Annotated in this window: 20 protein-coding genes; 4 read left to right on the forward strand and 16 right to left on the reverse strand. The window is 62.8% G+C overall.

Features of this window, described 5'->3' with window-relative positions; translation table 11 throughout:
* Positions 1–19: 19 nt before the first annotated feature.
* The 4 genes from B7H23_RS04085 to B7H23_RS04100 are packed head-to-tail and all read right to left on the reverse strand — an operon-like array spanning position 20 to position 3279.
* Complete coding sequence (locus B7H23_RS04085; protein ID WP_094076073.1) at positions 20–1051, reverse strand: NADP-dependent oxidoreductase; 1032 nt, start codon at positions 1049–1051, stop codon at positions 20–22.
* Positions 1052–1062: 11 nt separating this feature from the next.
* On the reverse strand, positions 1063–2220 hold the full coding sequence (locus B7H23_RS04090; protein ID WP_094076074.1) for an iron-containing alcohol dehydrogenase: 1158 nt from the start codon (positions 2218–2220) through the stop codon (positions 1063–1065).
* 2 nt (positions 2221–2222) lie between these two features.
* Positions 2223–2639 carry an organic hydroperoxide resistance protein gene (locus B7H23_RS04095; protein WP_094076075.1) on the reverse strand — a complete coding sequence of 139 codons (417 nt, stop codon included), beginning with the start codon at positions 2637–2639 and terminating at the stop codon, positions 2223–2225.
* 52 nt (positions 2640–2691) lie between these two features.
* On the reverse strand, positions 2692–3279 hold the full coding sequence (locus tag B7H23_RS04100; protein ID WP_094076076.1) for a TetR/AcrR family transcriptional regulator: 588 nt from the start codon (positions 3277–3279) through the stop codon (positions 2692–2694).
* A 394-nt stretch (positions 3280–3673) separates the two neighbouring features.
* On the opposite strand from B7H23_RS04100, the gene rsgA reads away from it, so the two are divergent.
* Both rsgA and B7H23_RS16265 read left to right on the forward strand, forming a co-directional pair.
* Positions 3674–4762 (forward strand): ribosome small subunit-dependent GTPase A, encoded by a 1089-nt coding sequence (gene rsgA, locus B7H23_RS04105; RefSeq protein WP_094076077.1) that lies wholly within the window; start codon positions 3674–3676, stop codon positions 4760–4762.
* 43 nt (positions 4763–4805) lie between these two features.
* Positions 4806–4937: a hypothetical protein gene (locus B7H23_RS16265; protein WP_276293554.1), complete on the forward strand. Its 132-nt coding sequence runs from the start codon at positions 4806–4808 to the stop codon at positions 4935–4937.
* Here B7H23_RS16265 and B7H23_RS04110 read toward each other — a convergent pair.
* The 5 genes from B7H23_RS04110 to B7H23_RS04130 form a co-directional block, all read right to left on the reverse strand.
* Positions 4934–5662 carry a VIT1/CCC1 transporter family protein gene (locus B7H23_RS04110; RefSeq protein ID WP_094076078.1) on the reverse strand — a complete coding sequence of 243 codons (729 nt, stop codon included), beginning with the start codon at positions 5660–5662 and terminating at the stop codon, positions 4934–4936. The two genes, B7H23_RS16265 and B7H23_RS04110, sit on opposite strands and share 4 nt — an antisense overlap.
* Positions 5659–8271, reverse strand: a complete 2613-nt coding sequence (locus B7H23_RS04115) for a cation-translocating P-type ATPase (RefSeq protein ID WP_206608845.1) — start codon at positions 8269–8271, stop codon at positions 5659–5661. The genes B7H23_RS04110 and B7H23_RS04115 overlap by 4 nt, the downstream gene beginning before the upstream one ends.
* 86 nt (positions 8272–8357) lie before the next feature.
* Positions 8358–9563, reverse strand: a complete 1206-nt coding sequence (locus tag B7H23_RS04120; protein WP_094076079.1) for an efflux RND transporter periplasmic adaptor subunit — start codon at positions 9561–9563, stop codon at positions 8358–8360.
* Between the two features lie 4 nt (positions 9564–9567).
* Entirely contained in the window at positions 9568–11937 is a 2370-nt protein-coding gene (locus tag B7H23_RS04125) for an ABC transporter permease (protein WP_206608846.1), read from the reverse strand.
* A complete protein-coding gene (locus B7H23_RS04130) occupies positions 11934–12647 on the reverse strand; it encodes an ABC transporter ATP-binding protein (RefSeq protein ID WP_094076080.1) in 714 nt (237 codons plus the stop codon). Before B7H23_RS04130 ends, B7H23_RS04125 begins: the two co-directional genes overlap by 4 nt.
* A 191-nt stretch (positions 12648–12838) precedes the next feature.
* Between B7H23_RS04130 and B7H23_RS04135 the strand changes: the two genes are divergently transcribed.
* Complete coding sequence (locus B7H23_RS04135; RefSeq protein WP_206608847.1) at positions 12839–15541, forward strand: bifunctional acetate--CoA ligase family protein/GNAT family N-acetyltransferase; 2703 nt, start codon at positions 12839–12841, stop codon at positions 15539–15541.
* A 259-nt stretch (positions 15542–15800) separates the two neighbouring features.
* On the forward strand, positions 15801–16694 hold the full coding sequence (locus B7H23_RS04140; RefSeq protein WP_094076081.1) for a LysR family transcriptional regulator: 894 nt from the start codon (positions 15801–15803) through the stop codon (positions 16692–16694).
* A gap of 9 nt (positions 16695–16703) precedes the next feature.
* On the opposite strand, the gene B7H23_RS04145 is transcribed toward B7H23_RS04140, so the two are convergent.
* From B7H23_RS04145 to glyA, 7 genes are all read right to left on the reverse strand, one after another.
* Positions 16704–18191: a sugar ABC transporter ATP-binding protein gene (locus tag B7H23_RS04145; protein WP_094076082.1), complete on the reverse strand. Its 1488-nt coding sequence runs from the start codon at positions 18189–18191 to the stop codon at positions 16704–16706.
* Complete coding sequence (locus B7H23_RS04150; protein WP_094076083.1) at positions 18188–19186, reverse strand: ABC transporter permease; 999 nt, start codon at positions 19184–19186, stop codon at positions 18188–18190. Before B7H23_RS04150 ends, B7H23_RS04145 begins: the two co-directional genes overlap by 4 nt.
* The gene (locus tag B7H23_RS04155) at positions 19183–20301 is read right to left on the reverse strand and encodes a sugar ABC transporter substrate-binding protein (protein WP_158215760.1); all 1119 of its coding nucleotides are present in this window, start codon (positions 20299–20301) and stop codon (positions 19183–19185) included. The genes B7H23_RS04150 and B7H23_RS04155 overlap by 4 nt, the downstream gene beginning before the upstream one ends.
* Position 20302: 1 nt before the next feature.
* Positions 20303–21154 (reverse strand): isocitrate lyase/PEP mutase family protein, encoded by an 852-nt coding sequence (locus B7H23_RS04160; RefSeq protein WP_158215761.1) that lies wholly within the window; start codon positions 21152–21154, stop codon positions 20303–20305.
* 25 nt (positions 21155–21179) lie between these two features.
* Positions 21180–22667, reverse strand: coding sequence for an aldehyde dehydrogenase (locus B7H23_RS04165; protein WP_094076086.1), 1488 nt, complete (start codon positions 22665–22667; stop codon positions 21180–21182).
* Between the two features lie 254 nt (positions 22668–22921).
* Positions 22922–23770 carry a pyridoxal kinase gene (gene pdxY, locus B7H23_RS04170; protein WP_338044323.1) on the reverse strand — a complete coding sequence of 283 codons (849 nt, stop codon included), beginning with the start codon at positions 23768–23770 and terminating at the stop codon, positions 22922–22924.
* 108 nt (positions 23771–23878) lie between these two features.
* Positions 23879–25156, reverse strand: a complete 1278-nt coding sequence (glyA, locus tag B7H23_RS04175; protein WP_094076088.1) for a serine hydroxymethyltransferase — start codon at positions 25154–25156, stop codon at positions 23879–23881.
* Positions 25157–25202: the final 46 nt, after the last annotated feature.

Consider the following 25202-nt stretch of genomic DNA (forward strand, 5'->3'; position numbering starts at 1 on the left):
TCTTCCTTTACTTGTCACTTTACTTGTCAGAAATGCGGATAACCCGCTTGCCGAAGTTCTCGCCTTTCAAGAGACCAATGAACGCTTCAGGCGCGCTCTCCAGTCCGTCGATCACCTCTTCGCGATATTTGACCTGACCGCTTTCGACCCATTGCTGCATCTGCTTGGCGAAATCCGGGTAGAGATGGCCGAAATCGTCGAAGATGATGAAGCCGCGCATGGTGATCTTCTTGCGCAGGATCTGGCCCATCAGCCATCCCATACGGTCCGGCCCTTCCGGCAGCGCGGTGGCGTTGTACTGCGACACCAGCCCGCATAGCGGAACGCGCGCATTGGCATTCAGAAGCGGCAGAATGGCGTCGAATACCCTGCCGCCGACATTTTCGAAGTAAACGTCGACACCGTCCGGGCAGGCGTCCTTCAATCGGTCGGCAAAATCATCGGCCTTGTGATCGATGCAGGCATCGAAGCCCAGCTCATCGACCGCGTAGGCGCATTTTTCGGCGCCGCCGGCAATGCCCACAACACGGCAACCGAGAATCTTACCGATCTGACCGACGGTGGCGCCGACGGGACCCGTCGCCGCAGCCACGGCGATGGTCTCGCCTTTCTTCGGCTGGCCGATCTCCATCAATCCTGCCCAGGCTGTGAAACCCGGCATGCCGAGAATGCCCAAGGCCCACGAGGGGTGATCGATGCCGCCGAGCTTTTGCAGTCCCTGCCCGTCGGAAAGCGCGTAATCCTGCCACCCGTTGAAGGACAGAACCAGATCCCCGCCCTCAAAACCTTCGACATTCGAGGTGACGACTTCGGCGACGGTGCCGCCGACCATGACGCCGCCGATCTCCACCGGGGCTGCATAGGACGGCGCGTCGGACATGCGTCCACGCATGTAGGGATCGAGCGAGAGATAGAGTGTGCGAAGGAGCATCTGCCCTTCGCCAGGTTCAGGCACGGCGGAGGTTTCAAGCCGCAGCGTATCTTCGGTCGGCTCGCCCTTCGGCCGCTCCGCCAGCACGAGCTGACGGTTCGTATCGTTTGTCTGTGTCATGTCTATGCTCCTTACGCAGCCGCGTTCAAAATACGGCGGGCGTCTTCCGGGGTGATGGCGCCATGCTCGCCCATCTCGGTCATGCCATGGTCCTTGAGCGCGGAAACGATATGATCGATGCCAGCTTCGCCGACGCCGTAATCGGCCAGTCGGGTCTCTATGCCCATGGTTTCGAAGAAATCGCGCGTCGCGGCGATGGCCGCATCAATTCGCGTGGCGTCTTCGCCCTCGTTGATGTTCCAGACATTGGCGGCATATTGCAGCAGCTTGCCCGTCTTCCGGTCGCGCTGGTCGTCCATCAGCGCGGGGAGTACGACCGCGAGCGTGCGCGCATGGTCGGTGTCGTTGAGGGCGGTGATCTCATGGCCAATCATGTGGCTCGACCAGTCCTGCGGCACACCGGCACCGATCAGGCCGTTAAGCGCCAAGGTCGCGGTCCACATCAGATTGGCGCGAACCTCGTAGTTCTTCGGATCCCTGAGCGCTCTCGGGCCGAGATCGATAAGGGTGCGCAGAAGGGTCTCCGCAAAACCGTCCTGCACACGGGCGTCGACCGGGTAGGTCAGATACTGCTCGATGATATGCACGAAGGCGTCCGCAACGCCGTTGGCGATCTGACGCTCCGGGAGAGTGAAGGTCACTTCGGGATCGAGAACAGAGAATTGCGGATAGCAATGCGCGTTCATGAAGGCGAGCTTCGCCCCCTTCTCCTCATTGGTAATGACCGAGCCCGGGTTCATCTCCGAACCTGTCGCCGGGATCGTCAGGACAGTGCCAAAGGGAGCGGCCTTGCCGACAACCGAACCATGGGAGGTCAGAATCTCCCAGGCATCGCCGTCATGATACATCGCGGCGGCAATGAATTTCGTGGCGTCGATCACCGACCCGCCACCAACGGCAAGCAGGAAATCGACGTCGTTCTGCCGGGCGGTATCGACCGCTTTCATCGCCGTGGCGTAACGCGGGTTCGGCTCGATACCTCCAAACTCCGTGATCGTGCGTTCGCCCAGCGCCGTGCGAACCTGGTCGAGAACGCCGGTCCGCTCGGCACTGCCGCCGCCGTAGAGGATCAGCACGCGAGCATTGTCCGGTACATGATCGTCCAGATCGGCAATGCGTCCTTTGCCGAAGAGGATACGCGTCGGGTTGTGATAGGTGAAATTCTTCATGTTCAAACGTCTTTCGTGTCGATGTGGAGGCGAACCTCGATATTGCCTCGGGTCGCATGGGAGTACGGGCAGACCTCATGGGTCGCCTCTACGAGTTTGCGGGCGTCGTCATCGGCCATTCCGGGCAGATGCGCGGTGATGTCGAGATCGAGCGCATAGCCGCCGTCCTGACGCTGGCCGATCCCGACCTCGACGGTGCTGGAAGCGTCTTTCGCGGAGAGACCGAGCTTTTTGGCGACAAGCTCCATGGCACTGTCGAAGCAGGCGGCATAACCCAGCGCGAACAGCTGTTCGGGGTTCACACCCGTCTCGCCGCTATCTGGGCGAACCATATTGACGGCAAAGCTTCCATCATCGAGCCGGGACTCGCCGGATCGGCCACCTCTGGCGGTCGCGGCGGTTCGATAAAAGATCTTCATGGCATATTCCTTCCTAAAATTAGACCGGTCGTCTACAACCTTGCAAAATTTTTTATCCCGCAGGGATTCTCTCGCGCGTGTCCTTCATTGCAGCGACAAGGGGAGCATCGCTACGCGACAGGCTGGCCACGAGGCTGGCGCCCAGCCATTGATTGTAGATCGACCAGGCCAAGGCGTCGGGATGTGCAATGAACGCAACGCTTCCGTCTTCGTTCCCTTGTCGCAGGGTCAAGGCCAGGCGATCGACGATCCGCGATACGCCACTTTTCAGGATGTCGCTCATCGTATCGGAAAGGTCCGCAACTTCAGCCGCCAGTTTCACGACCAGACAACGATCCTGAAGGTTCGAGCTGACCTGATTGCGATGCCAGTCCGCGAAATAGGCCAGAAACCGCTCCCGCCCATTCATGCCCGGATGATCCAAGGATGCGGCCAGTCGGGTCTGATAATCGTCGACGAAGGCCTTCAGAAGCGCGCAGCCATAGGCTTCCTTCGACGAGAAGTAATGGTAGAACGAACCTTTCGGAACGCCGGCCTCGGTCAGGAGTTCGCTCAGTCCCACACCGGTATAGCCGCGTTGCGCCGTCAGACGTCGCCCGACCTGGAGAATGTGGCTGCGTGTATCGGTCTGCTGATCCATGACTGCCATATAGGTGGTGTAGACCGATCGTCTAGAGGGCGCGTCTGCGGTTTGGCATATTTTGTTAGATCGATGCTCGACTCTTTCGGCCTGACATCGTCCCGGCCTGCGAGCCAATGGGCCGCTCCGTCTGTCGATCCGCAGCGTTTTGGCGCTACGCCGGCAGAAGAAAACGCTTGTCGCTGTGCCCCATATTTCATAGATTAGAGGTTCCTGGAATGGAGCTTTTATGTCCCGGTAAAGTGGGGAGGCGCAACGGCCCTCCCGATGCAGATTCGACGACGATCAAGGCGGCCGAGCATGTTTCGGCGCCCGCGTTGATTTGCGACCTCAGCTCATACCGACACTTTACGACCGCGCCTGGTTCGCGGTGCAGACGTGAAAGCGACCCATCATGCCACGGGACTATTCCGCATTGTTTCCCCTACAGAGCCGCACGGCCAGTACGCCACGGCCACCCTCGACCATTGAAGCACTTGGCTGGAAACCCTTCTTCGCCAGTCAGATCAGCGCCGATGAATTTATCCGCACACCACCGGTTCGCGTCGTCGAAGTGCATCGCGGCGCGCTTCACGTTCTCGGCAACGAAGTCGATGAAACCATTCCCCCGCTTCCCGATACGACGACCGGCGACTGGGTGCTGCTCGACCGCGAGCGCCATAAATCGAGCCGCGTTCTTGAGCGCACCAGCGTAATCAAGCGACGTGCGCCGGGAACGGATCGGCAGGTTCAGTTGATCGCCGCCAATATCGACACGATCTTCATCGTTTCGTCCTGCAATCAGGACTTCAACATCGCCCGCCTCGAACGTTACGTCGCCATTGCATTCGAGGCCGACGTCACGCCTGTCGTCGTCCTGACCAAGGCCGATCTGGTCGGCGATACCGCCGATTATGCGGCAATGGCGCAGACCATCTCGGAATTGGTTCCGGTCGTGACCCTCGATGCTCGCGGCGATGAGCCAAGAGTAAAGCTGGCCGAATGGTGCCGTCCGGGTCAGACCGTTGCGTTTCTGGGCTCGTCGGGTGTCGGTAAGTCGACGCTCACCAACGCCTTGGCCGACACGCAAGCCATTGCCACGCAACCCATTCGCGAAGATGACGCCAAGGGCCGCCATACGACCACACGGCGGCAATTGCACATGGTGCCCGGTGGCTGCGTCGTACTCGACACCCCAGGCACGCGCGAATTGCAGCTGACCGAGGCCGCAAGCGGTATCGACAGCGTATTCGCCGACCTTCACGACCTGGCGGCCCGGTGCCGTTTCAACGACTGCCAACATCTGTCGGAGCCCGGTTGCGCGGTGCGGGAGGCCATCGAAGATGGAGCGATCGATCCGGTACGGTTGGAACGCTGGCGCAAGCTCAGGGCGGAAGAGGCGTTCAATACCGCAAGCCTTGCCGAGCGCAGGTCGAGAGACAAGGCCTTCGGCAAGATGGTCCGCCGGGTGATGAAAGCGAAGGACTCGGAAGGAAGACGGTAATGGCCGGAATCGACGGACCCACCCCTTCCACGAACCGGCGCACATGAAATCACCCGGTTCGACAGCAGTGGCCCGCTTTGGCAAGGCGACCGGTATGATCGGCCCGACGATCCTCGTTCACACGGCCCGGTCGCTGCTCGGTCCGCCAGCCTGGGAAAACAGCGCTTTCGCCTAGGGATGGAAAAGCGTTCCGACCGCAAAGGCAATCGCCGCGGCCGTCCCGCCGATCAGAAGGGTTTCGGCGGCGGTCCACCATGAGGAGCGGAGCGACCACAGTCCGCGGATGGCGCCGATCGCGACGAAGACGATGAAAGTCATCACCCACGACACGGTAAAGGCATTTGCCAGCCCGAAGACGAAGGGGAGAAGCGGGACCAGCCCTGCAACCAGGAAAGCGCCGAATGTCGCAAGCGCGGCGCGTATCGGCGCCGGCGCCACAGGCGAGACGCCATATTCGTCGACGAGCATCATGTCGATCCACGCCGTTTCGCGGCTCGAAATGGCGTCGACCGCCTGTTCGAGCGGCTCGCCGGACAGCCCCTTTGCGGCGAGGATCTGCCGCAATTCCTCGCGCTCGCCCTCAGGTGCCCTGGCAATATGGTCCGCCTCGACGGCGCGCAGCCGCGCCACTTCCTCCGATTCCGCCCGCGTGCCCGCGTAATTGCCGGCCGCCATGGAGAAGCCGTCGGCGACGATATTGGCCGCGCCAAGTGCGATGATGACCTTTGGCGAGAAACCGGCGCCCTGAACTCCCGCGACGATGGCAAGCGTCGTAACGGCGCCGTCGATGCCGCCATAGATGAAATCCTTCAGATGGCTCGGCGTTTTTGCATCGGCAATCCTTCTCGCAATTCCTTCATGCGAGTGATCGTGAAGCGGTACGAGCGATTTGCGTTTCATGAATGGGGCCTCTGCGACTTGCGGCGGATTGCGACGGCCTTGACGAGTTCGGGCACGACGATGAGCGGTAGCGCCAGCAGGCCGATGGTCGTCCAGTGTTCGAGCGATAACGGAACGGTCTTCAGAAGCGCCTGCAAAGGCGCCCAATAGACAGCCGCCACCTGCAGGCAAAGGCTGACGGAGAAAGCGATGATAAGGACACGGTTGGAAAGCCAGCCAATGCTTGTCACCGGACGCCGGAGCGAGCGGAACGCGAAAACGCTGACCTTTTCGAAAACCAGCATGGCCGTGAATGCCGCGGTGCGCGCCAGATCGGCGCCGAAAGGCAGCAGGCTGTAGAAAATCCAGAGCGACGCCGCTGCGGTATATGAGCCGAAGAGGACGATGAGTGCGAGACCGTTCATGCCGAGGATCGGCTCATCGGCGGCGCGAGGCGGCCGATCCATCAGGTCCGGCTCCTCCTTCTCCAGCCCCAGCGCGACGGCCGTTACCCCGTCGGTCACCAGGTTCATCCAGAGGATCTGCGTGGCCAGAAAGATCAGCGGTCCGCCGATAAGGAGATTGACGACGATGGCGATGACCTCACCAGCATTCGACGACAGCAGATAACGAACGAATTTGCGAACGTTTTCGAATTGCCGGCGCCCCTCGCCGATCGCCTTGACGATCGTTGAGAAATTGTCGTCGAGAAGGATCAGATCCGCGGCGCTTTTCGACACCTCGGTTCCGCGAATGCCCATTGCGATGCCGATATCCGCCTGCTTGAGGGCCGGGGCGTCGTTGACGCCATCTCCCGTCATGGCAACGATTTTGCCATTCGTCTGCAGCGCCTTGACGATACGCAGCTTGTGCTCCGGGCGGGTCCGCGCAAAGAGGACGTCGCCTGTCAGGCGCGCGGCCAGCTCTTCATCGTCCAGACCGTCGATCTCCGCGCCCTCGATCACGTCGGGTGTGCCCAGCCCGATCTGGCAGGCGATGGCCGACGCGGTGACCGCCCCGTCGCCGGTAATCATCACGACCCGTATTCCCGACGCCCGCGCCAGATCGAGCGCGGCCTTCACTTCGACCCGTGGCGGGTCGATCATGCCGACGAGGCCGAGAAAAGAGAGCCGCTCTTCGGCCATATCGCCCGGCGCGGCATTTCGCACGGCAAGGGCCAGCACCCGCAGTCCCCGCCCCGCCATGCGGGCGTAGGATTGCAGAGCCGCATCGCGCGTCGTGCCATCCAGCGGCTGCGGGCCCGCACCGGTCATCACGTCGGTGCAGCGCTCCAGAATGGTTTCCGGCGCGCCCTTAACGAAGAGACGAACCGCCTCGCCATCCTGAGCCAGAACGCTCATCCGTTTGCGTTCGCTGCTGAACGGATTTTCGGCTAGGCGTTCAGCCTGATGGATGGGAGGCGACCATCCCTTGAACGCCAGCGTCACGAGCGCGCCTTCCGTCGGCTCGCCGATCATCTGCCAGGCCGGGCCGTCCTTCTGCAGGACGGCATGGTTGCAGACGAGTCCGGTCTTTAGAAGCGCGGCAAGGACCGGGTCGTCCCCGGCGCGCACCGGCTGTCGGTCGGTTTCGATACGTCCGGTGGGATCGTACCCCTCGCCTGTCACGACATAGGTCCGCTCTGCCGTCCAGACCTCGGTCGCCGTCATCTGGTTTTCCGTCAGCGTTCCGGTCTTGTCCGTACAGATGACCGAGGCCGCGCCCAGCGTCTCGACGGCCTGCAGCCGGCGTGCCAACGCCTTCTTGCGCGCCATCGCCGAGGCGCCCAGCGCCAGAGTGATCGTCACGACGGCGGGAAGACCCTCGGGCACCATGGCGACCGCAAGCGATAGGCCCGTCATGAACATTTCGAAAAGCGGACGACCGACGGCCATACCGATCGCGACGACCACGCCTGCAATGGCGATCGCACCGATCCCGATCTTCTGGGCCAGACGACCGAGACGGCGCTGAAGATTGGTTCGTTTTTCGCTGAGCTGTCCGGTCAATCGGGCGATGTTGCCGAATTGCGTGGCCTGGCCGGTAGCGGTCACGAGGCCTTGCGCCCGACCTTTCACAAGCGCTGTTCCGGCGAATATCCTGCTGTCGTCGCCTTCGGCATTTTCCGACTTTTCGACCGGTAGCGATTCGCCCGTCAGGGCGCTTTCGTCGACGCTGACATTCGTTGCCGCAGTGATCCAGATATCGGCGGGGACGGCGGCGCCTGTCGCAAGTATCACCAGATCGCCTGGCAGTAGCTCACGGGCGGCAATCTCCTGCTCGCGACCGTCCCTGACCACGATGGCCGTCGGCGACAGCATGGACCGCAAGGCATCGAGCGCGGTTTCGGCGCGCCATTCCTGAACAAAACCGATCACCGCATTGAGGATGAGGACGAGACCGATCGCCAGGGCATCGACCCGTTCACCGAGGAAGAAGGCGATGGCCGCAGCAATGACGAGAATTAGAACGAGCGTGCCCCGAAACTGCCTCAGGAAAACCCCTAGAGGCCCCGGTAATGGCGGGCGCGGCAGTTCATTCCAGCCATATTGGCCGCGCATCTTCTCAATCTGGTCGGAGGTCAAGCCATCGGAGGACTGTCGATCCAATGCCGTCACGCGCGTTTTCAAAGGTTCCGTTCCTTCCAAGTCTGATTGGCAATCGGCCGCGCCGGTTTCGTCATGTAAAATCAGTCTCGCCGTGGTTGACCGGGCGTCTAGAGAGCCGTTCTAGGCACGATCAGCGCGCCGTCGGTCAGATCTTCACGAGGATGCTCGACCACACGATCCCCGGGTGAAAGCCCCGATATGGCGACAGCGAAGCGCGCATTCCGGCGGCCTAGCTCGATCGGCACACGCGACACCCGGTCGCCGTCGGCCTTGAAGACCGCCCAGTCATCGTCAACCCGAAAGGTGGCGCTGAGCGGCACGAGAACCGCGTTTTCCTCTTCGTGGATCACGACGCGCAGATAGGCGGCGAAGCCGTGACCCAACTGTTCACGTGTTTCGGGCGGCGCCAGAAGATCGAACACCGCATCGACGCGCTGCTCTTCGATACCGAGCGCCGAGACCTTGGTCCGGCCAGCGGGCTCGATACGGGACAGGCGCGCCTCCAGCGGCTCTCCGCCCCATCGTTCCACGCGCGCGCGGGCGTTATCCGGCAGGCGCACGGCGTCCGACGAAAGAAGATCGGCGACCAGTTCGATCTGCGCCGCATCGCCGATCGTCAGCAGGCGCTGGCCCGCCGTGACGGGCCGCGCGCTGACATGGTCGATCTCGAGCACGACGCCATCGGCAGGCGCGACAATCGGAACGCAGCAGACTTCGGCGCCATTGCCCGGTTCTGCCTCGACCAGTGCCGCCCTGGCGCGTTGCAACCCACTTTTCGCCTGGTCGATACGCGCCCTCTCCGCCTCCAGCGCCGCCTCGGTCACAGCCAGCTGCTGCTGGATGTCTTCCAGCCGCGATGCCGATACCACACCACGCTTCGCCAAAGTGTTCGTCCGCTCGAATTTCAGTCGGGCGTAGGAATGAACTTCCAGGGCCTCGGCCAAGCCGGTCTGAGCCACGGAGAGGGTCGCTTCGGCCTCGCGAACCGCCGCCTCGGCCTGTAACCGCGTGCGCGCATCGAGCAGTCCGGGCGCCGAAGGCTCGACCCGCGAGACCACAGTCTCCCCCGCCACGACCGGGTCGCCCACCCGCACGGGCGAACGCATCGCCATGCCCGAGATCGGTGTGGAGACTTCGAAGATTTCAGCCACGCGGGTGGTGCCGTCGACATCCACGGTAATCTCGAACTTTCCTGTTTCGACCGTGTGCAGATCGACCGGGATCGGCTCTGGCCGGAACGTCAGGAACAGAAGCCCGCCGACCACACCGGCGCCGATCAGGCCAAGAACGATATTTCTGCGCGCATGGGCCATGGGTTCACTCTCTGGTTTTCATGACGGAAACGAGGTCAATGCGATCGAGTCGCCGGCGGACGACAAGGACGGAGGCCATCGCTGCTCCGAGGACGATAAGGCTGGCGGAGGAGAAGGTGGAAACCTTCAGAACCATTGGGATCGCGTAGAGATCGCTCGTGAAGCTATCGGTCATCAGCTTGGCGACCGCCCAGCCGATCCACCAGCCGAGCGGCTGCGCGATCAGGGCGAGCAGCATGATTTCGCCCATCAGGATGTAGGCGACCTCGCCACGGGTGAAGCCGAGAATCCGCAGGCTGGCCAGCTCCCGAGCGCGTTCGGAAAGTTGGATGCGCGCGCCATTGTAAGCGACGCCGACCGTGATCAATATACCGAGCAAAGCGTAGACCATTGTGGAAACAAGGATATTCTCGCTGATCGTTTCCTCGAAACCCCTGCGGTTCTCGACCATCATCGCCCGGCCGCCGAGCCGCGGCAGTTCCTTGAGCGCGGCCTGGAACGCCGCGTTGCGGGCGGGATCGACCGTCACATTGATGACCGAGACCTGCGGCGCCTGCTGGAAGAGGCGATCGGCGGTCTCTTGGTCCATATAGGCGCCCAGGCCGAAATATTGCGTGACAAGCCGCGTGACCGGCAGATCGTAGGCGCCCTTCCGGTTGCCCAGAAATTCGACCTCGACCATGTCGCCGACCGCGAGACCGAGCTGCGCCGCCAGCCGCTCGGACAGCATGATTCCACCCGGCGGCGCATCGACGATCTCGCCTTCGGCGGAGACGATACGGCTCAGATCGTTGCCCGGCCGCCGGGCCTCGATGACCGCACGTTTCTGCCGGTGCTCGTGGCGCAGAATCACGGGCAGATATTGCTGGCCCTCGACCTGCAGGACGCCGGGCAGGCGCGCGGCGTCCTCGAGGGCGCTTTCGTCCATGGTGTCGTTGAAGAACAGCACGACATGCTGCCGGTTCGACTGGTGAAAGCCGGTATCGATGATCAGATCGAGGGAATCGGGAAAGAAGTTGGACGATACCAGAATGGCGACGGCCAGCGACAGGCCGAGCACGCTCATCGCTGCACGCACGGGCCATCGGATCAGACTTCGAAGGATCATCATCGTCGGCTGGCTGACATGCATCCGACGAAGAGCGACGTCGATCCAGTTGCGCCTGAACCGGGGCGGCGCCGTTGGCGACATCGCCGTGGCGGGCGCGAGCCGTGCCGCGCTCCATGCCGCCCGCGCCGCCCCGGCGCTGGCTGCGAACAGCCCCAGCAGGCCGGAAACGACATAGGCGTTCCAGGACACCGTGTAGATCAGATAGGGAAATTTCAGGAAGTCCGCGTAGAGCCGCGCCAGCCCGTAGCTCAGCCAGCTGCCGACCGCGTAACCCAGCGCGACGCCGCAGACCGCCACGAGCCCGGCCAGCAGAAGATAATGAAAGAGGATTGCGATATCGGAGTAGCCGAGCGCCTTCAGCAGACCGATCTCGGCCCGTTCGAGCGCGACGATCCGTCCGATCACCATGTTCACCAGAAATATTGTGATCCCCAAAAAGACGGGCGGCAGGATGTAAGCCAGTGCGCGAAGCTGTGTGATCTCGGCATCGATGAAGGCGTTCGACGTCTGCTCGTCACGTCCGATCGCACCCCAGCTTCCATAAGGCTCCAGCAGCTGGTCCAGCATGTCGATGATCGGCTTTGGCCGGGCGCTGGGGCGCAGCTTGACGGCCAGATTGTCGAACGCGCCCGTCCGGTCCAATAGCGCGGCCAGCGCGCGTTCGGGCATCCAGACGATCCCGTAATCCTCGTCGTCGGGAATCAGGCTGCCCGGCCCGATCGTATAGATGAATTCCGGCGACAGCGCCCAGCCAACGACGGTCAAATCGCGTTTGACGCCGTTGAGCGTTGCGGTGAACCGGTCGCCCGGCCACAGATCGTTCGCCTCGGCAAAGGGTGCGTTCAATACGACCTCGCCGGTCGATTGCGGATCGGGCCATTGGCCGCGGCGCAGCGTCGGCCGGTTCAGGACCGGGCCAGCAGGCGCGAGCGAGGCCACATAGGCAACCGTCGTGTCGATCTTTCCGGGAATGTCGAGCGTCGTGAATGTGGTGACCCGTGCTTCGACTGCCTCGATTCCGTCGATCCGGCGGATGATCTCGACGAACGAGATCGGTACGCTGCGCGCATCGACGAAGATATCGGCAAACCGGTTGCGCTCGTAATAGGTCTTGCGGGTGTCCTCCAGCGCCGCCGACATGCCAAAGGACATGAGAAGCACCGCAACGCCGGCTGCCAGAACCAGCGAGATCGCCAGAAATTGGGGCCAGAGCCGTATGAAGTCGCGAAGGAGTTTCCGGTCGAGCGCTTCCACCGTCGTCACCAGTCGATCTCGGCCGGTTCAAGCCGTTCGTCATTGATCTCGGTATTGGCAATTCGGCCGTCCTGAAACCAGATGACCCGGTGCGCCATCTTTCGGATCTCTGCAGCGTGTGTGATCACGACGGTCGAGGTTCCCAACTCCTCATTCAGGTGTTTCAGGACCTCGAGAACCTGAATGCCGGTCTTGCTGTCGAGCGCCCCGGTCGGCTCGTCGCAGAGCAGCACTTCGGGCCGTTTCGCAACGGCGCGAGCAATCGCGACACGCTGCTGCTCGCCGCCCGACAGTTGCGCGGGGAAGTGATCGAGCCGGTGCGACAGGCCGACACGCTCCAGCGCTTCTTCCGGCGTCATCGGGTCGCGCGCGACATCGGTGACGAGCTGGACGTTCTCCCGCGCCGTCAGACTGGGCACCAGATTGTAAAACTGGAAAACAAAACCGACATGGTCGCGGCGGAAGCGCGTCAGGCCGCGGTCGCCCAAATCGGTCAGTTCCAGATCGTGGAACCAGACACGCCCGTCCGTTGCGTGATCGAGCCCGCCCAGAATGTTCAGAAGGGTCGATTTGCCGCTACCGGACGGGCCGAGCAGCACGGCCAGTTCACCGGAGAACAGTTCCAGATCAACCCCGGCAAGAGCGAAAACCTTCACCTCGCCCGTCTGGTAAACCTTCGTCAGGTTGTCGGTTCTGAAAACGAGTTCTTGGCCAGACATCGCATGCGCTCCTTTCGGGGTCCAATTTAAGTTCGCCATGCGGTATCGAGATTGAGCCATATCAATTACGCCGCACCTTTGCCGTGCGAGTGCTCCGGCCGCCATGACCACACCTTGGTCCCGATGCCCGACATTCTGCTGTCACACCGGGACGATACGGGGCGACCACGCAGCGACAGATGGGCTTACCGATGAAACAGATGCCGACCGTTCCGGCCGCCGACCGCCACCCCCTGACACCGCTGTTCGACCCCCGCTCCATCGCCGTTTTCGGCGCAAGCGAACGGTCCGGCAGCGTAGGCGCCCAGGTTTTCAGGAAGCTGGCGGCATCCGGCTTCGCGGGCAAGGTCTACCCGGTGAACACCCGGCACAAGACGGTGATGGGCCACCGCTGCCTCCCATCGATCAGCAAAGCGGGACAGCCTGTCGATCTCGCGGTGATCTGCACCCCCGCCAAAACAGTGCCAGCGATCCTCAAGGATTGCGCGGCGCACGGAACGAAGCACGTTATCGTGCTTTCGGCCGGTTTCGGTGAGGCCGATAGCGGAACGGCAATGCGCGACGAGTTGCTCGCCATCGCTCAGAAGTCCGGCATTCGCGTGCTCGGCCCCAATTGCGTGGGTCTCGTGCGCCCATGGCTGGATCTCGACGCCACCTTCCTGCGCACCACGGCTCCGAAGGGCTCGCTCGCCATCGTGTCGCAATCGGGCGCGCTGTGCTCGGCCATTTCCGACTGGGCAGAGCCGAACCATCTCGGGCTGTCCGCGCTCGTGTCGCTCGGCAACGGGCTGGATATCGGCTTCGGCGATGTGGTGGATTTCCTGGCAGACGATCCGAAGACCAAGGCGATCCTTCTCTATGTCGAAGGCGTGCGCAACGGCCCCGCCTTCGTGTCCGCCCTGCGCTATGCGACCTGGCACAAGCCCGTCGTCGTTCTCAAGGCCGGACGCAGCGCGGACGCTTCACGCGCCGCGGCAACGCATACGGGCGCGCTGATGGGCAATGACGACGTCTTCAACGCCGCGCTCGAACGCACTGGCGCGGTGCGCGCGATGACCTTCGCCCAGCTCTTTGCCGCCGCGGAAATTCTATCGTTCGGGCAGAAGGTTCGCGGAAACCGTCTTGCCATCGTGACCAATGGCGGCGGGGCCGGCGTTCTTGCTTCGGACCGCGCCAGCGAACTGGACCTGGCGCTTCCATCGCCGACGGACGAAACCGTCGCAAAGCTCGACGGGGTTCTGCCGGAGCACTGGTCGCGGAGCAACCCGGTCGACGTCATCGGCGATGCCACCGCGCCGCAATTCGGCGCAGCGGTTGCTGCCTGCCTCGAGGACGACACCTTCGACGGCGTTTTGGCGATGCTCACGCCACAGGCGATGACCGACCCCGAAGCCTGCGCCGACCATGTGATCGCTGCTGCACGCGCCGCACCGGGAAAGCCGGTTCTGGCCTGCTGGATGGGTCATACGTCCGTGGTTACTGCGCGCTCGAAACTGTCGCAGGCCGGCATTGCCGATTTTACCACACCCGAAGGCGCAGTCGACGCTTTCTCGATCCTTGCCCAGCACAAGAGGCAGCACGATCTGGCGCTCGAGGTTCCGCGTCCGCGCCATATGCCGGAGCACGACATTGCCGGCGCCCAAGCGATCATCGACGGCGCGAGGGCATCCAATCGAAATTCGCTGTCGCAGATCGAGGCCAAGGACCTGCTCTCGATCTTCGGTATCCCCACCGACAAATCCCATTTCGCCAAAACCGAAGAAGCGCTGGAGAGCGCTGTCGCATCGGTGGGTTTCCCCTGCGCCATCAAGATCCACTCGCCCGATATTTCGCACAAGTCCGACGTCGACGGCGTGCATCTCGATATCCAGTCGCTCGACGAGGCGAAGACCGTGTTTCGTGAGATGACGGCGCGCACGGCGCGGTTGAGACCGCAGGCGCGGATCCAAGGCGTGGCCGTCGAACCCATGGCGCGGATCCGTGATGCGCGGGAACTCTTTGTGGGCGTCACACGCGATCCGGTATTCGGTGCGGCCATCGCTTTCGGGCTCGGAGGCACACAGATCGAAGTGCTGCGCGACCGTTCGGTGAGCCTGCCGCCGCTGACCGAAGTTCTGGCCAGGCGCATGATTCGTAAAACCCGCGCCGACCGACTTCTCGACGAGTTTCGAAATCTACAGGCCGCCGATAGAGATGCGATCGTCGATGTTCTGATCTGCATCTCCGATATGGTAAGCGCCCTGCCCGAGATCGGCGAGCTCGACATCAACCCGCTTCTCGCCGGACCGGAAGGTGTGCTGGCGATCGACGCCCGAATCGTCCTGACCGATCCCGCCGATGCCGGTCCGCATCTCGCCGTCGCACCCTACCCGACGCATGTCGACCTGCGCGAAACGCTGCGCGACGGTTCGGTGATTCACATCCGGCCCATTCATCCGGAGGATGCGGATCAGGAGCGCGACTTCGTGGCCAATCTGTCGCCCAATGCCCGCCGCCTCCGGTTTTTCGGCAGCAGCCGCGGCTTGACGGCCGAACAGCTTGCTCGTTTCACGCAGGTCGACTTCCAGCGTGAATTCGCCATCGTGGCGCTGGCAGAGAACGGCGAAGACGAGCAGCAGGTCGGGGTGGCGCGCTTCCATGTGAATGCCGGTGGCTACTCCGCCAATTTCGCTATTGTCGTCAGTGACGCCTGGCAGCGAAAAGGCATAGCACGCCGCCTCATGGGTGAACTGGTCCGGGAGGCCAGGCGTCGAGGCATAAAGAAGCTGCGCGGCATAGTCCTTCGGGAGAACGAAGCCATGCTCGATCTGGTTCGCGCGCTTGGCTTCACCGTGGAGAAACAGCCGGACGATCCGGACGTCTATGCGATCGAATTCGATCTGACCGAAAACTGATCCGAACGGCGCTCATCCGACTGCAAACGTATTGCCGATTGCCTCGAAGATCGAGACAGACGAAGTCGACGACGTGGGCGACATCGTGTCGAGCAGGGAGGCATTGCGTTCGGCGGCGCCGGGCTCGAGCTGTTCAAGCACCGCATGGGCGGCGGCGCGGGAGTCTTGTAAAGGAAGGGGTATCGTCGGTCGTACAACATCCCTAATATCTGCGCTCCACGCATCAAGATGACATCGTTTGCCGGAGAGTTTTGCAGAAATGCGCGATCTTGACTGGAACCTGATCCGTGACTTTCTGGCGGTCGCGCGGCTCGGCAGTCTCAGTCGGGCTGGGGCGCGGGCATACCGGAATGCCTCGACGATCGGGCGGCGGATCGCCCTTCTGGAAGATCAACTCGGCGTCACGCTCTTCGCCAAATCGAAGACCGGTTATTTGCTGACGGATGACGGGGAAGAGTTGCTTGCGAGGGCCGAGCGCATGGAAGAGGCGGCCAATGCGGTGGAAAGGGGTGCGGCCGACAGGCAGGCCGTGTCGGGTCACGTCACCCTGGCGACGGCGGAGAATCTGGCCAACATGCTCATCCTGCCGGACCTGCCGCGTCTCGTGGCGACCCATCCATCGCTGGTACCAGAGGTCATAACGGATATCCGCTCTGCGAATCTGAACCGGCGCGAGGCGGATCTGGCCCTGCGGCTGACACGGCCGACACAAGGCAACGTCGTCATCCGCAAGATTGGGGTGCAGCGTTACGGAGTCTATGGCCGACCGGACATTGTGCGCGAAGCGGAGAAGACGGGCCCGAGGCGCATCGTGACATGGTCGGAGACGTATGCCGATCTTCCCGCAGCCCAATGGGCGGCCGGGGTGCTGCAGGGAATGTCCCCCGCTCTGGTGACATCGAGCCTTTATGCCCAATATGTCGCCGTCCGCGCCGGCATGGGGCTCGCAATGCTGCCGTGCTTCATGGGCGACCGGGCCAAGGACCTCGTCAGGTTGAACTCTGACGCCGACGCCGTGTCCCAGGATCTTTGGCTTGTCCTGCATGCTGATCTTGCGGCTTCGGCCCGGGTGCGCGCCGTTGCGGAATTCGTGTTCGATATCGTGGAACGTAACCGCGCCTTTCTGGAGGGTACGGGCTCCCGCTATCTTTAAAAGGCAGGCTCACGCCGAAGCGTGGCGCAGCATAGTCTTCTCCGCAATGTCGGGACCGGTCAGCTCCGCCACTGGCCGACCGTTTGCGAGTACGACGACCCGATCGGCGAGACGTTCGAGCTCGGGCAGGTCGGAGGAGACGAGGATAACAGCCACGCCGTCGGCAGCGGCTTTCCGAACAAGCCCATAAATCTCTGCCTTTGCATCGACATCGACCCCATGAGTTGGCTCGTCGAGAAGCAGGAGCCGCGATCCGACCGTCAGGGATCGGGCGATGATCGCCTTTTGCTGGTTACCGCCCGAGAGCGATCCGATGCCCGCGCTCGGTCCGATTGCCCGGATGCCAAGACGCGCGATCATCTCGCCGCCACGGCGATGGTCGATCCTGCGGGACAGCAGCGGAACCCCTCTGAACAAACGCGATCGCCGCATCGAAGCCGCGGTGATGTTACCGGCAAGATCGAACGGGGCGATAATCCCAAGGCCCCGACGATCCTCAGGGACGATCGAGACGCCGGCGGCAACGGCCGCGCGCGGGGACCGCAGCTCGATACGCTCGTCCGTCTCCCGCAGCGTGACCGTCGACCGCCCAAGGCCCATGATTTGCTCGAACAATTCGGTCCGTCCGGCTCCTGCAAGACCCGTAAGGCCGAGAACCTCACCGCGCCGGACGGCCAATTCGAATGGCTCTCCGGTGGCGAATGGGTCGAGATTTTCGAGCGTCAGCCTTGCCCCTAAAGGCGCCGCTGCGGAGACAGAAGACTTCTGTGCAAGCGATTGGCCGGCGATGATCGAAATCAGACGCTCGCCGCGACAGGTGTCGATCGGACCGTCCGCGACCAAATGCCCGTCCCGCAAGACGACGACACGGTCGCACAGCATGTCGACCTCCTGCATCCGATGGGTGATGTAAAGGATCGCCCGGCCCTCCCCGCGCAAGACCCGCAAGAGGTCGTGCAGGCGCGCGATCTCCGGTTCGTTGAGAGAGGCTGTCGGCTCATCGAGGATCAGGATACGGGCATCCTTGCGCAATGCCCGGGCAATCATGACGAGGCGACGGTCGGCAACGCTCAGATCCGCAAGCCGCGACCGCGGATCGGTGGCGAGGCCGACGCGGTCGAGAGCAGCTCGCGCGAGGGCATCGCGTCTTGCACCGTCGATAAACTGGCCCGCGCGTCGTGGCAGATCGCCGAGCAACACATTTTCCGCGACAGTCGCACGTGGCAGGTCCGACAGCTCCTGATGGACGACGGCAACTCCGGCGGCGGCCGCGTCGGACGTTTTCGAAAAGCGAACAGGTCGACCGTCCACCATGATGCATCCGACACTCGGCGATTCAGCGCCCGCGATAAGTCGGATCAGCGTACTCTTGCCGGCTCCGTTCTTTCCCATGATGCCGGTGATCTCGCCGGCATTAAACCAAAGGCTGGTCGGGTGGAGCGCAACAGTCCCCGGGTAGCTCTTGCCGAGACCACGGACTTCAAGAAGCGCGGTCATCGACGCTCCTTCCGCCCTAGGCGGCTTAAAAGAACGGCGCCGATCAGAAGAGCCCCTTGCACCAGCGAGATCGCGCCCGTCGACAATTGGACCATTGTGAGCCCGGTCTGGACAATCCCGATGAAGAAGACGGCAAGCACCGTTCCGAAGGCGGTGAAACGGCCGTCGGATGAGGCGGTCGAACCCAGGAACGCCGCTGCATATGCCGGCAGCAGAAAGGCCTGACCCGCGTTGGAGAAGGCCGACGCCGTCTGGGCCGTCAGGAGGATGCCGGCAATCGCGGCCCCGAGGCCCGCGATCACGAAACCGGCTATTCGGAGAGCCGAAACGGGGAGGCCCGCCAGGATCGCCGCCTCCGGGTTCTCTCCCGCCGCATACATGCCGCGTCCCCATTCCGTGTGCCACAGAAGCGCATGAACGCATATGGCGATCAGGCCGGCGATCCAGACCTGAAGGTTCAGGCCAAGGACCTCCGATTGGCCGAGCGCGATGTATCCTTGCGCAATGCCGGTGTAGATTGTGCGCTGATCGGTCATGAGAAATTCGACACCCGTCAGCACCGAAGCCATGCCGAGCGTGATGATCAGAGAGTTTGCGCCCAGGCGCACCACCATCGCGCCAGTGAGAAGTCCGGCCGCAGCACCTGCGGCGAGACCGAGGACGATCGCCACGGGCCATGGCGTCCCGAAAAACGACATCGCGCAGACGGCAAGTGCCCCTCCGAGCCCGATGGCCGATCCCAACGACAGGTCGATCTCTCCCATGGCGAGCACCACGGTCAGGCCGAGCGCAGCGACCAGCATCGGCGCGGCGAGGGTCAGCACGGCGGTCGCATTGCGCCATGTGAGAAACGCATCGGGCCGGAGCGAGCCGAACAGGGCGACGGCCAGGAGGATCGCGATGGGTAGGGCATATCGCTGCAAGATCCCGATCACGCGCGAGAGCGCGGGTGTGGAGCCGGCGAGCGCCGGCCCCCGGGTCTCCACGGTTGTCATCCACCCACTCCGAACTCGGCGTTCCACTTCGCCTCGAAGAAGGCGACGAAGTCGTCGGCAGGCTGGACGTATTCGCCTTCCGGTGGGAGTTTGTCGCGCGTGATCAGCGCTGCTTCAGTCAGGTCGATGCCGTAGACCTCCTTGCCCGACAGGTAAGCGTCGGGGTCGAGCTCATGGCCACGAGCGAAATGCTGGGCGAGCTGGTCGATCGCGACGTAGCTCGGTGCGTCAAGTCGCATCGTAGCTATCGCATCGACCTGCCCGCGCCGGACGGCTTCGAGATTAACGAGATCGTCGAGATACCCCACAATGAGGGGCCGCTCGGGGTAATCGGCACCGCCAAAACGCTGCGCCACCAGCTGGCCCATCACCGGAACGGTGTAGTTTGCCGTGCCGAGCAGGGCGTCGACTTCGGGGTAAGCCGTTAGCTGGCTGGTGACTGACTGACGTGCATCCGCGATCTGGTTGGCCAGATCGCTCACATGCTCGTCGACCACCGTCACGCCCGTGCCTTCGAGGTCGGCATACAGATCATCGGAGCGCTGCTTCCCGGCCCAAACCTGACTGAAGGTCGAGATCGCAATTTCGGGATCGGGATCGCCGCGCTCGGGCAGCCGATCGAGCAGGTAAGCATGGAGAAGGTCGGACATTTCTGTCTCGAGCGGCGCGTATTGGGCCGTGACGAGTTCGCTCGGGGTCGTGCCGCCGCCCATTGTCACCCACGGAACGCCCGCTTCCCGTGCGCGGCGCAGTTGAGCGGTCACGGGTCCGGGCTCGATGGCGACGGTGACGATAGCGTCCACGCCCTGGGCCAAGAAGCTGTCCGCGCAGGAGGCCATCCGGCGCGGATCGCCGAGGCTATCGCAAGTCACCGTTTTCCAGCCCAGGTGAGTAGCGGCCTGGCGCGCGCCTTCGGCGATGCGGAAGGCCACCTCAGCCTGCGCGTTAAGCTGCAGCACACCGATGGTCTTGGCCGGCAGGTCCACAGCAGGACCGGCTGCATTGGCTCCCAGCGCCTTGACGTCGCTTTGTGCATGCGCCCCGGTCGTCGCCAAGGCCAGCAAGGCCGTGCCGCATGCCAGACGCAACCGTTTCGTCGAGATGTCGATGGCCATATCAGATCCTCCCCAGATCGTTGGTAGTGGTTTGCCAAAGGGCGCGCTCGCGTGAGACAAGAGCGTGCGTGCCCAGAATTTCATTAATCCCGTCGAAGCCGCCGCAATGCTGCGCTTTGCCTCCCACGAGCGTGCGTAGCGTCGCCTCCACCGCCGCCGTGGCCGCAAGCAGGCCCTCGATCGGGTGGATCACAGCAGCGATGCCAATCGTCTGGAGGGCCTTGTGATCAAGGGCAGGCCCGCTGCCCGTCGGCGCCGCGTTGAAGACAACAGGGGCCGATGCGTTCTCAGCAATCGTCCGGACCTCTTCAGCGCTTCTCGGCGCATCGACCAGGACTGCGACCACGCCGGTCTTGTGAAAGGCCTCCGCGCGCCAGAGCGCCTCGTCCAGCCCCTCGGGCCCCAATGCGTCCGTGCGCCCGATAATCTCGACGCCGGCCTTCCGCCCCGCCGCCACCGCAGTGGCAATCCGGGCGATGGCCTCGTCGCGAGACACCACCATCTTCCCGTCCAGATGTCCGCAACGCTTGGGCGCAACCTGGTCCTCGATGTGAACAGCCGACACGCCGATCCGTCCCAGACGATGGATCGTGCGTTCGACGTTGAGAAGACCGCCATGGCCGGCGTCGCCATCGGCCACAACCGGTTTGCCGCCCGCCGCCTCGACAATCCGCACAAGGGCACCGGATATTTCTTCGAACGACAGAAGTCCGAGATCGGGCAGGCCCGCCACCGCGGCGGTAGCAAAACCGCCGCAGTAGACGGCTTCCGCCTTGCTGCCGGCGATCAGCTTTGCCGTCAGACCGTCATGGGCTCCCGGCAGGACGAGCAGCCCGGCGGACGTGTCCGCCAAGCGTTCCGATAGCCAAGCCATCGGATCACCCGATCGAGAACGGGTCGCGCGTCGCGCCGGTCAATTCCACCCAGACGGATTTGGTCTCGGTATACTGCTTCATGGCGTCGAAGCCGTTCTCCCGGCCCATGCCAGAATGGCCGAACCCGCCAAACGGAACATTTGGGGCGACGACGCGGTAGGCATTGATCCATACCGTGCCCGCGCGCAGACGGTGGGCGACGCGGTGACCGCGCTGACCCGACCGGGTCCAGACGCCGGCAGCCAGGCCGAAACGCGTATCGTTGCCGAGGCGAACCGCCTCGTCCTCTGTTTCAAAGGTGAGGACGGAAAGGACGGGCCCGAAGATCTCGTCCCGAACGACCTCCATATCCGGGTCCACATCGACAACGATCGTCGGTTCGATGAAGTAGCCGTCGTGATCGGGACTCGCGCGACCGCCCCAGGCGAAGGTAGCGCCCGCCTCGCGGGCCCGGTTGAGGATGCCGAGCACCTTTTCGAACTGCGGCTTTGTCGCCATCGGACCCATTTCGGTGGCCGCGTCCATCGGATCGCCCATGACGATTGTCCGCGCCCGCGCGGCAACACGCTCGATCAACGCGTCTCTCACAGCAGCGTGTACCAGAAGGCGCGAGCCGGCCATGCAGGTCTGTCCCGTCGCCCCGAAAATGCCCGCGATCACACCGTTGGCCGCCGCTTCGAGGTCGGCGTCCTCGAAGACGATGTTCGGGGACTTTCCGCCAAGTTCGAGCGAGACCCGAGTAAAGTTCTCTGCCGCCGCGTGAAGAACCTTGCGTCCAGTGGTGTCAGATCCGGTGAAAGCGGCTTTGTCGATGCCCGGATGCGCGGTCAGGGCAGCGCCTGCGGCAGGTCCGCCCGTAACGACGTTGAACACCCCTTTCGGAAAGCCCGCGCGATCAAACAACTTGGCGAATTCCAGCGTGGAAACGGGGGTATGCTCGGATGGCTTGACCACAAAGGTGCACCCCGCCGCGAGCGCCGGGGCCAGCTTGAAGCCCAAGAGCAGGATCGGTGAGTTCCACGGCGTCACCGCGCCCACGACGCCCACAGGCTCATAGCGGGTGTAGATCATGAAGTTCGGCCGTTCCGAAGGCAGCACCTCTCCGGACAGCTTGTCGGCCGCGCCGCCAAAATAGCGAAACCATTCAGACAGGTAGCTGGCTTGCGCGCCCATCTCCTTCAGAAGCTTGCCATTGTCGGTGCTCTCGACCTCGGCAAGCCAGGCGGCGTTCTCGGTGATCAGATCGGCCAGCTTCTGGAGCAACCGACCGCGGTCCCGGGCACTCATGGAACCCCACTCGCCATCGAACGCGGCGCGCGCGGCCTTCACAGCCCGATCGACCTCCGCCTCGGTCGCGTCGGCGACCTTGGCCCAAACCTCACCCGTATAGGGGTTCACGCTATCCAATAAAGCGTTCCCCTGGGACGGAACCCATTCGCCCCCAATATACAAACCATACGCGTCGCCGCGCGTCGCGATAGTGTCCAACATGCGCTCCTCCCAAAGCATTGTCCGGGAAGTTTTACATTTGCGTATGGCAGGCAGTTAGAAGAAATCACGCCAATAGGTTTTGCGCAGGACGCATGACATGGTCAATAAATGATGACCCGAACCCGTAAGCTTGCGAGAAAATTTATAGAAATGGCCGCATTGCAGGCTTCATCCACATCGTTGATGCTGCGATATTGCCGGTGCGACGCCCGTCAATGGAACCGAATGCGCGCATCTGTCGAACCATATACGGTTCACGCATTTACAGTTTCATCGCGGCGGGACCCTCTCTTCCTGTCGTGAATTGAAGCACCTCCGACAATCTGCAACTCCATGGCACCGGACGTCCGGGTGCGCTCCAAGACCCTCAATACGCCTCGGGTCGCTCTGGCGCTGGCATCGGGCAGTCTTCTTCCCTTCGATAACTCAACAATCAAGAGCGCGGTGAAGAGGTCGCCAGTCCCGCAAGGCCGGATCGACAGGCGGGGAGAGACAGTTCGATGAAGATCGTTCGGAGCGTGAACGATCGTCTCGATATCTCCCTTGGGCGTATCGTCCAGAACGCAGCCAGTGACGACAACCTCGTCCGTTCCCTGTGCGCGTAACTTCCATGCGGCATCTTTCAGGTCATCGGCGGAGCGGCACCTCTTCCCGGCCAGCAGTTCCAGTTCGTACTGGTTCGGCGTGATGTGGGAGGCCATTGGAACGAGCCGGTCGCGAAAAAGCTCCGGCAATCCATTCGCCACAAAGACACCGAGATCATCGTCACCCATCACTGGATCGCAGACATATCGGATCGCCGGATTGCGCTGTCGCGCGCGCACCACGAATTCGGCGACGACCGCGCCGATCTCCGGCGAACCGAGGAAACCGGTGACGATGAAGGACGCGGTTTCGAGCAGTCCGCGCTCCTCGATGCCGCGAAGAAGGTCGGCAACCAGATCCGGGTCGAGCACCCGGCCGCGAGCGGTCGGGTAATGCGGATGGTTCGACAATAGCGTTGTCGGAACCGCGGTCACCGTCAGGCCGGCGGCCTGCATGGGAAACACCGCTGCGCTGTTCCCCACACACCCATAAGCAACCTGGCTCTGGATCGAGATCACATGCAAAGAGGTCGTCCCCCTCTTCGGCAAGACCGTCCCGTCGCCTGCGCCGCGGGACAGACAGTTCGGACCCGCCGGTCGACAGTAGTGCTTCTCTGCCGCATGCCGCTATCTTTCGACCGGAAAGGACCGCGTCAGGTCTTCGACACGGGCCCTTGTCTCGTCCACGTTCAGGTTTCCGCCGCGAAGCCCTTCCAGAACGTCGAGAATGAGCTCGCCGATCTTGTGAAATTCGTCGACACCGAAACCCCGGGATGTGCCGGCGGGCGTGCCGAGACGGATACCTGAGGTGACCTGGGGGCTCTCGGTATCGAACGGCACGGCGTTCTTGTTGGCGGTAAGATTGCAATGTCCCAGTGCTTCGGTGGCCTCCTTTCCGGTCAGGCCGAAGGAGCGGAGGTCGACGAGCACCAGATGGCAGTCGGTGCCACCGGTGACGAGCCGCAAGCCACCTGCCTGCAATGTCTTGGCCAATGCCTGAGCATTTGCCAGGACCGCGTGCGAATAGTCCCGGAAGCGATCGTCCAGCGCCTCGCCAAAAGCGACGGCCTTGGCGGCGATCACATGCATGAGCGGACCGCCCTGCGTGCCGGGAAAGACAGCCTTGTCGATACGTCTGGCAAGATCCGGGTCGTTCGTCAGGATCAGGCCGCCGCGCGGCCCGCGCAAAGTCTTGTGGGTCGTGGATGTGACGATGTGAGCGTGCGGCAAGGGATCGGGATAGAGGCCCGTCGCGATCAGCCCGGCATAATGGGCGATGTCGGCCACCAAATAGGCTCCGACCGAATCGGCCACTTCACGCATCCGGGCGAAATCGATCTTGCGCGGATAGGCCGAGCCGCCCGCGAAAATCAGGCGCGGCCTTACTTTCCTGGCCACCCGCTCCATCTCGTCATAGTCGATCAGTTCGTCGTCGCGCCGGACCCTGTAGGCCGAAACCTTGAACCAGCGCCCCGATAGGCTGACGGGGGAACCATGGGTGAGATGGCCTCCACAGGCGAGATCGAGACCCATGATCCGGTCGTCCGGCGCAAGAAGAGCGAAGAGGACAGAAATATTGGCATTGGCGCCGGAATGCGGTTGGACATTCGCATGGGCTGCCCCGAAAAGCGCGCAAGCACGGTCGAGCGCAATTCGCTCCACCATATCACTCGGCTCACAACCGCCATAATATCGGCGGCCCGGATAACCTTCGGCATATTTGTTGGTCAGGATGGAGCCCTGCGCCATGCGGACATCGCGACTGACGATGTTTTCCGAAGCAATCAATTCGATATGATCTTGTTGCCGCCCGCCTTCCAGACGCAGGGCAGCGCTCACTTCGGCATCCGACACCGCGCCGCCGTAAGGAAGGTTCGTTTCGTATCGACCGACTGGCTGGTGCATTTCATTCCAATCCACTTTTCTCACTGTTTCGGACGCATCAAAGGGT

This window comes from Notoacmeibacter marinus (assembly GCF_002238045.1).
Taxonomy (GTDB): domain Bacteria; phylum Pseudomonadota; class Alphaproteobacteria; order Rhizobiales; family Rhizobiaceae; genus Notoacmeibacter; species Notoacmeibacter marinus.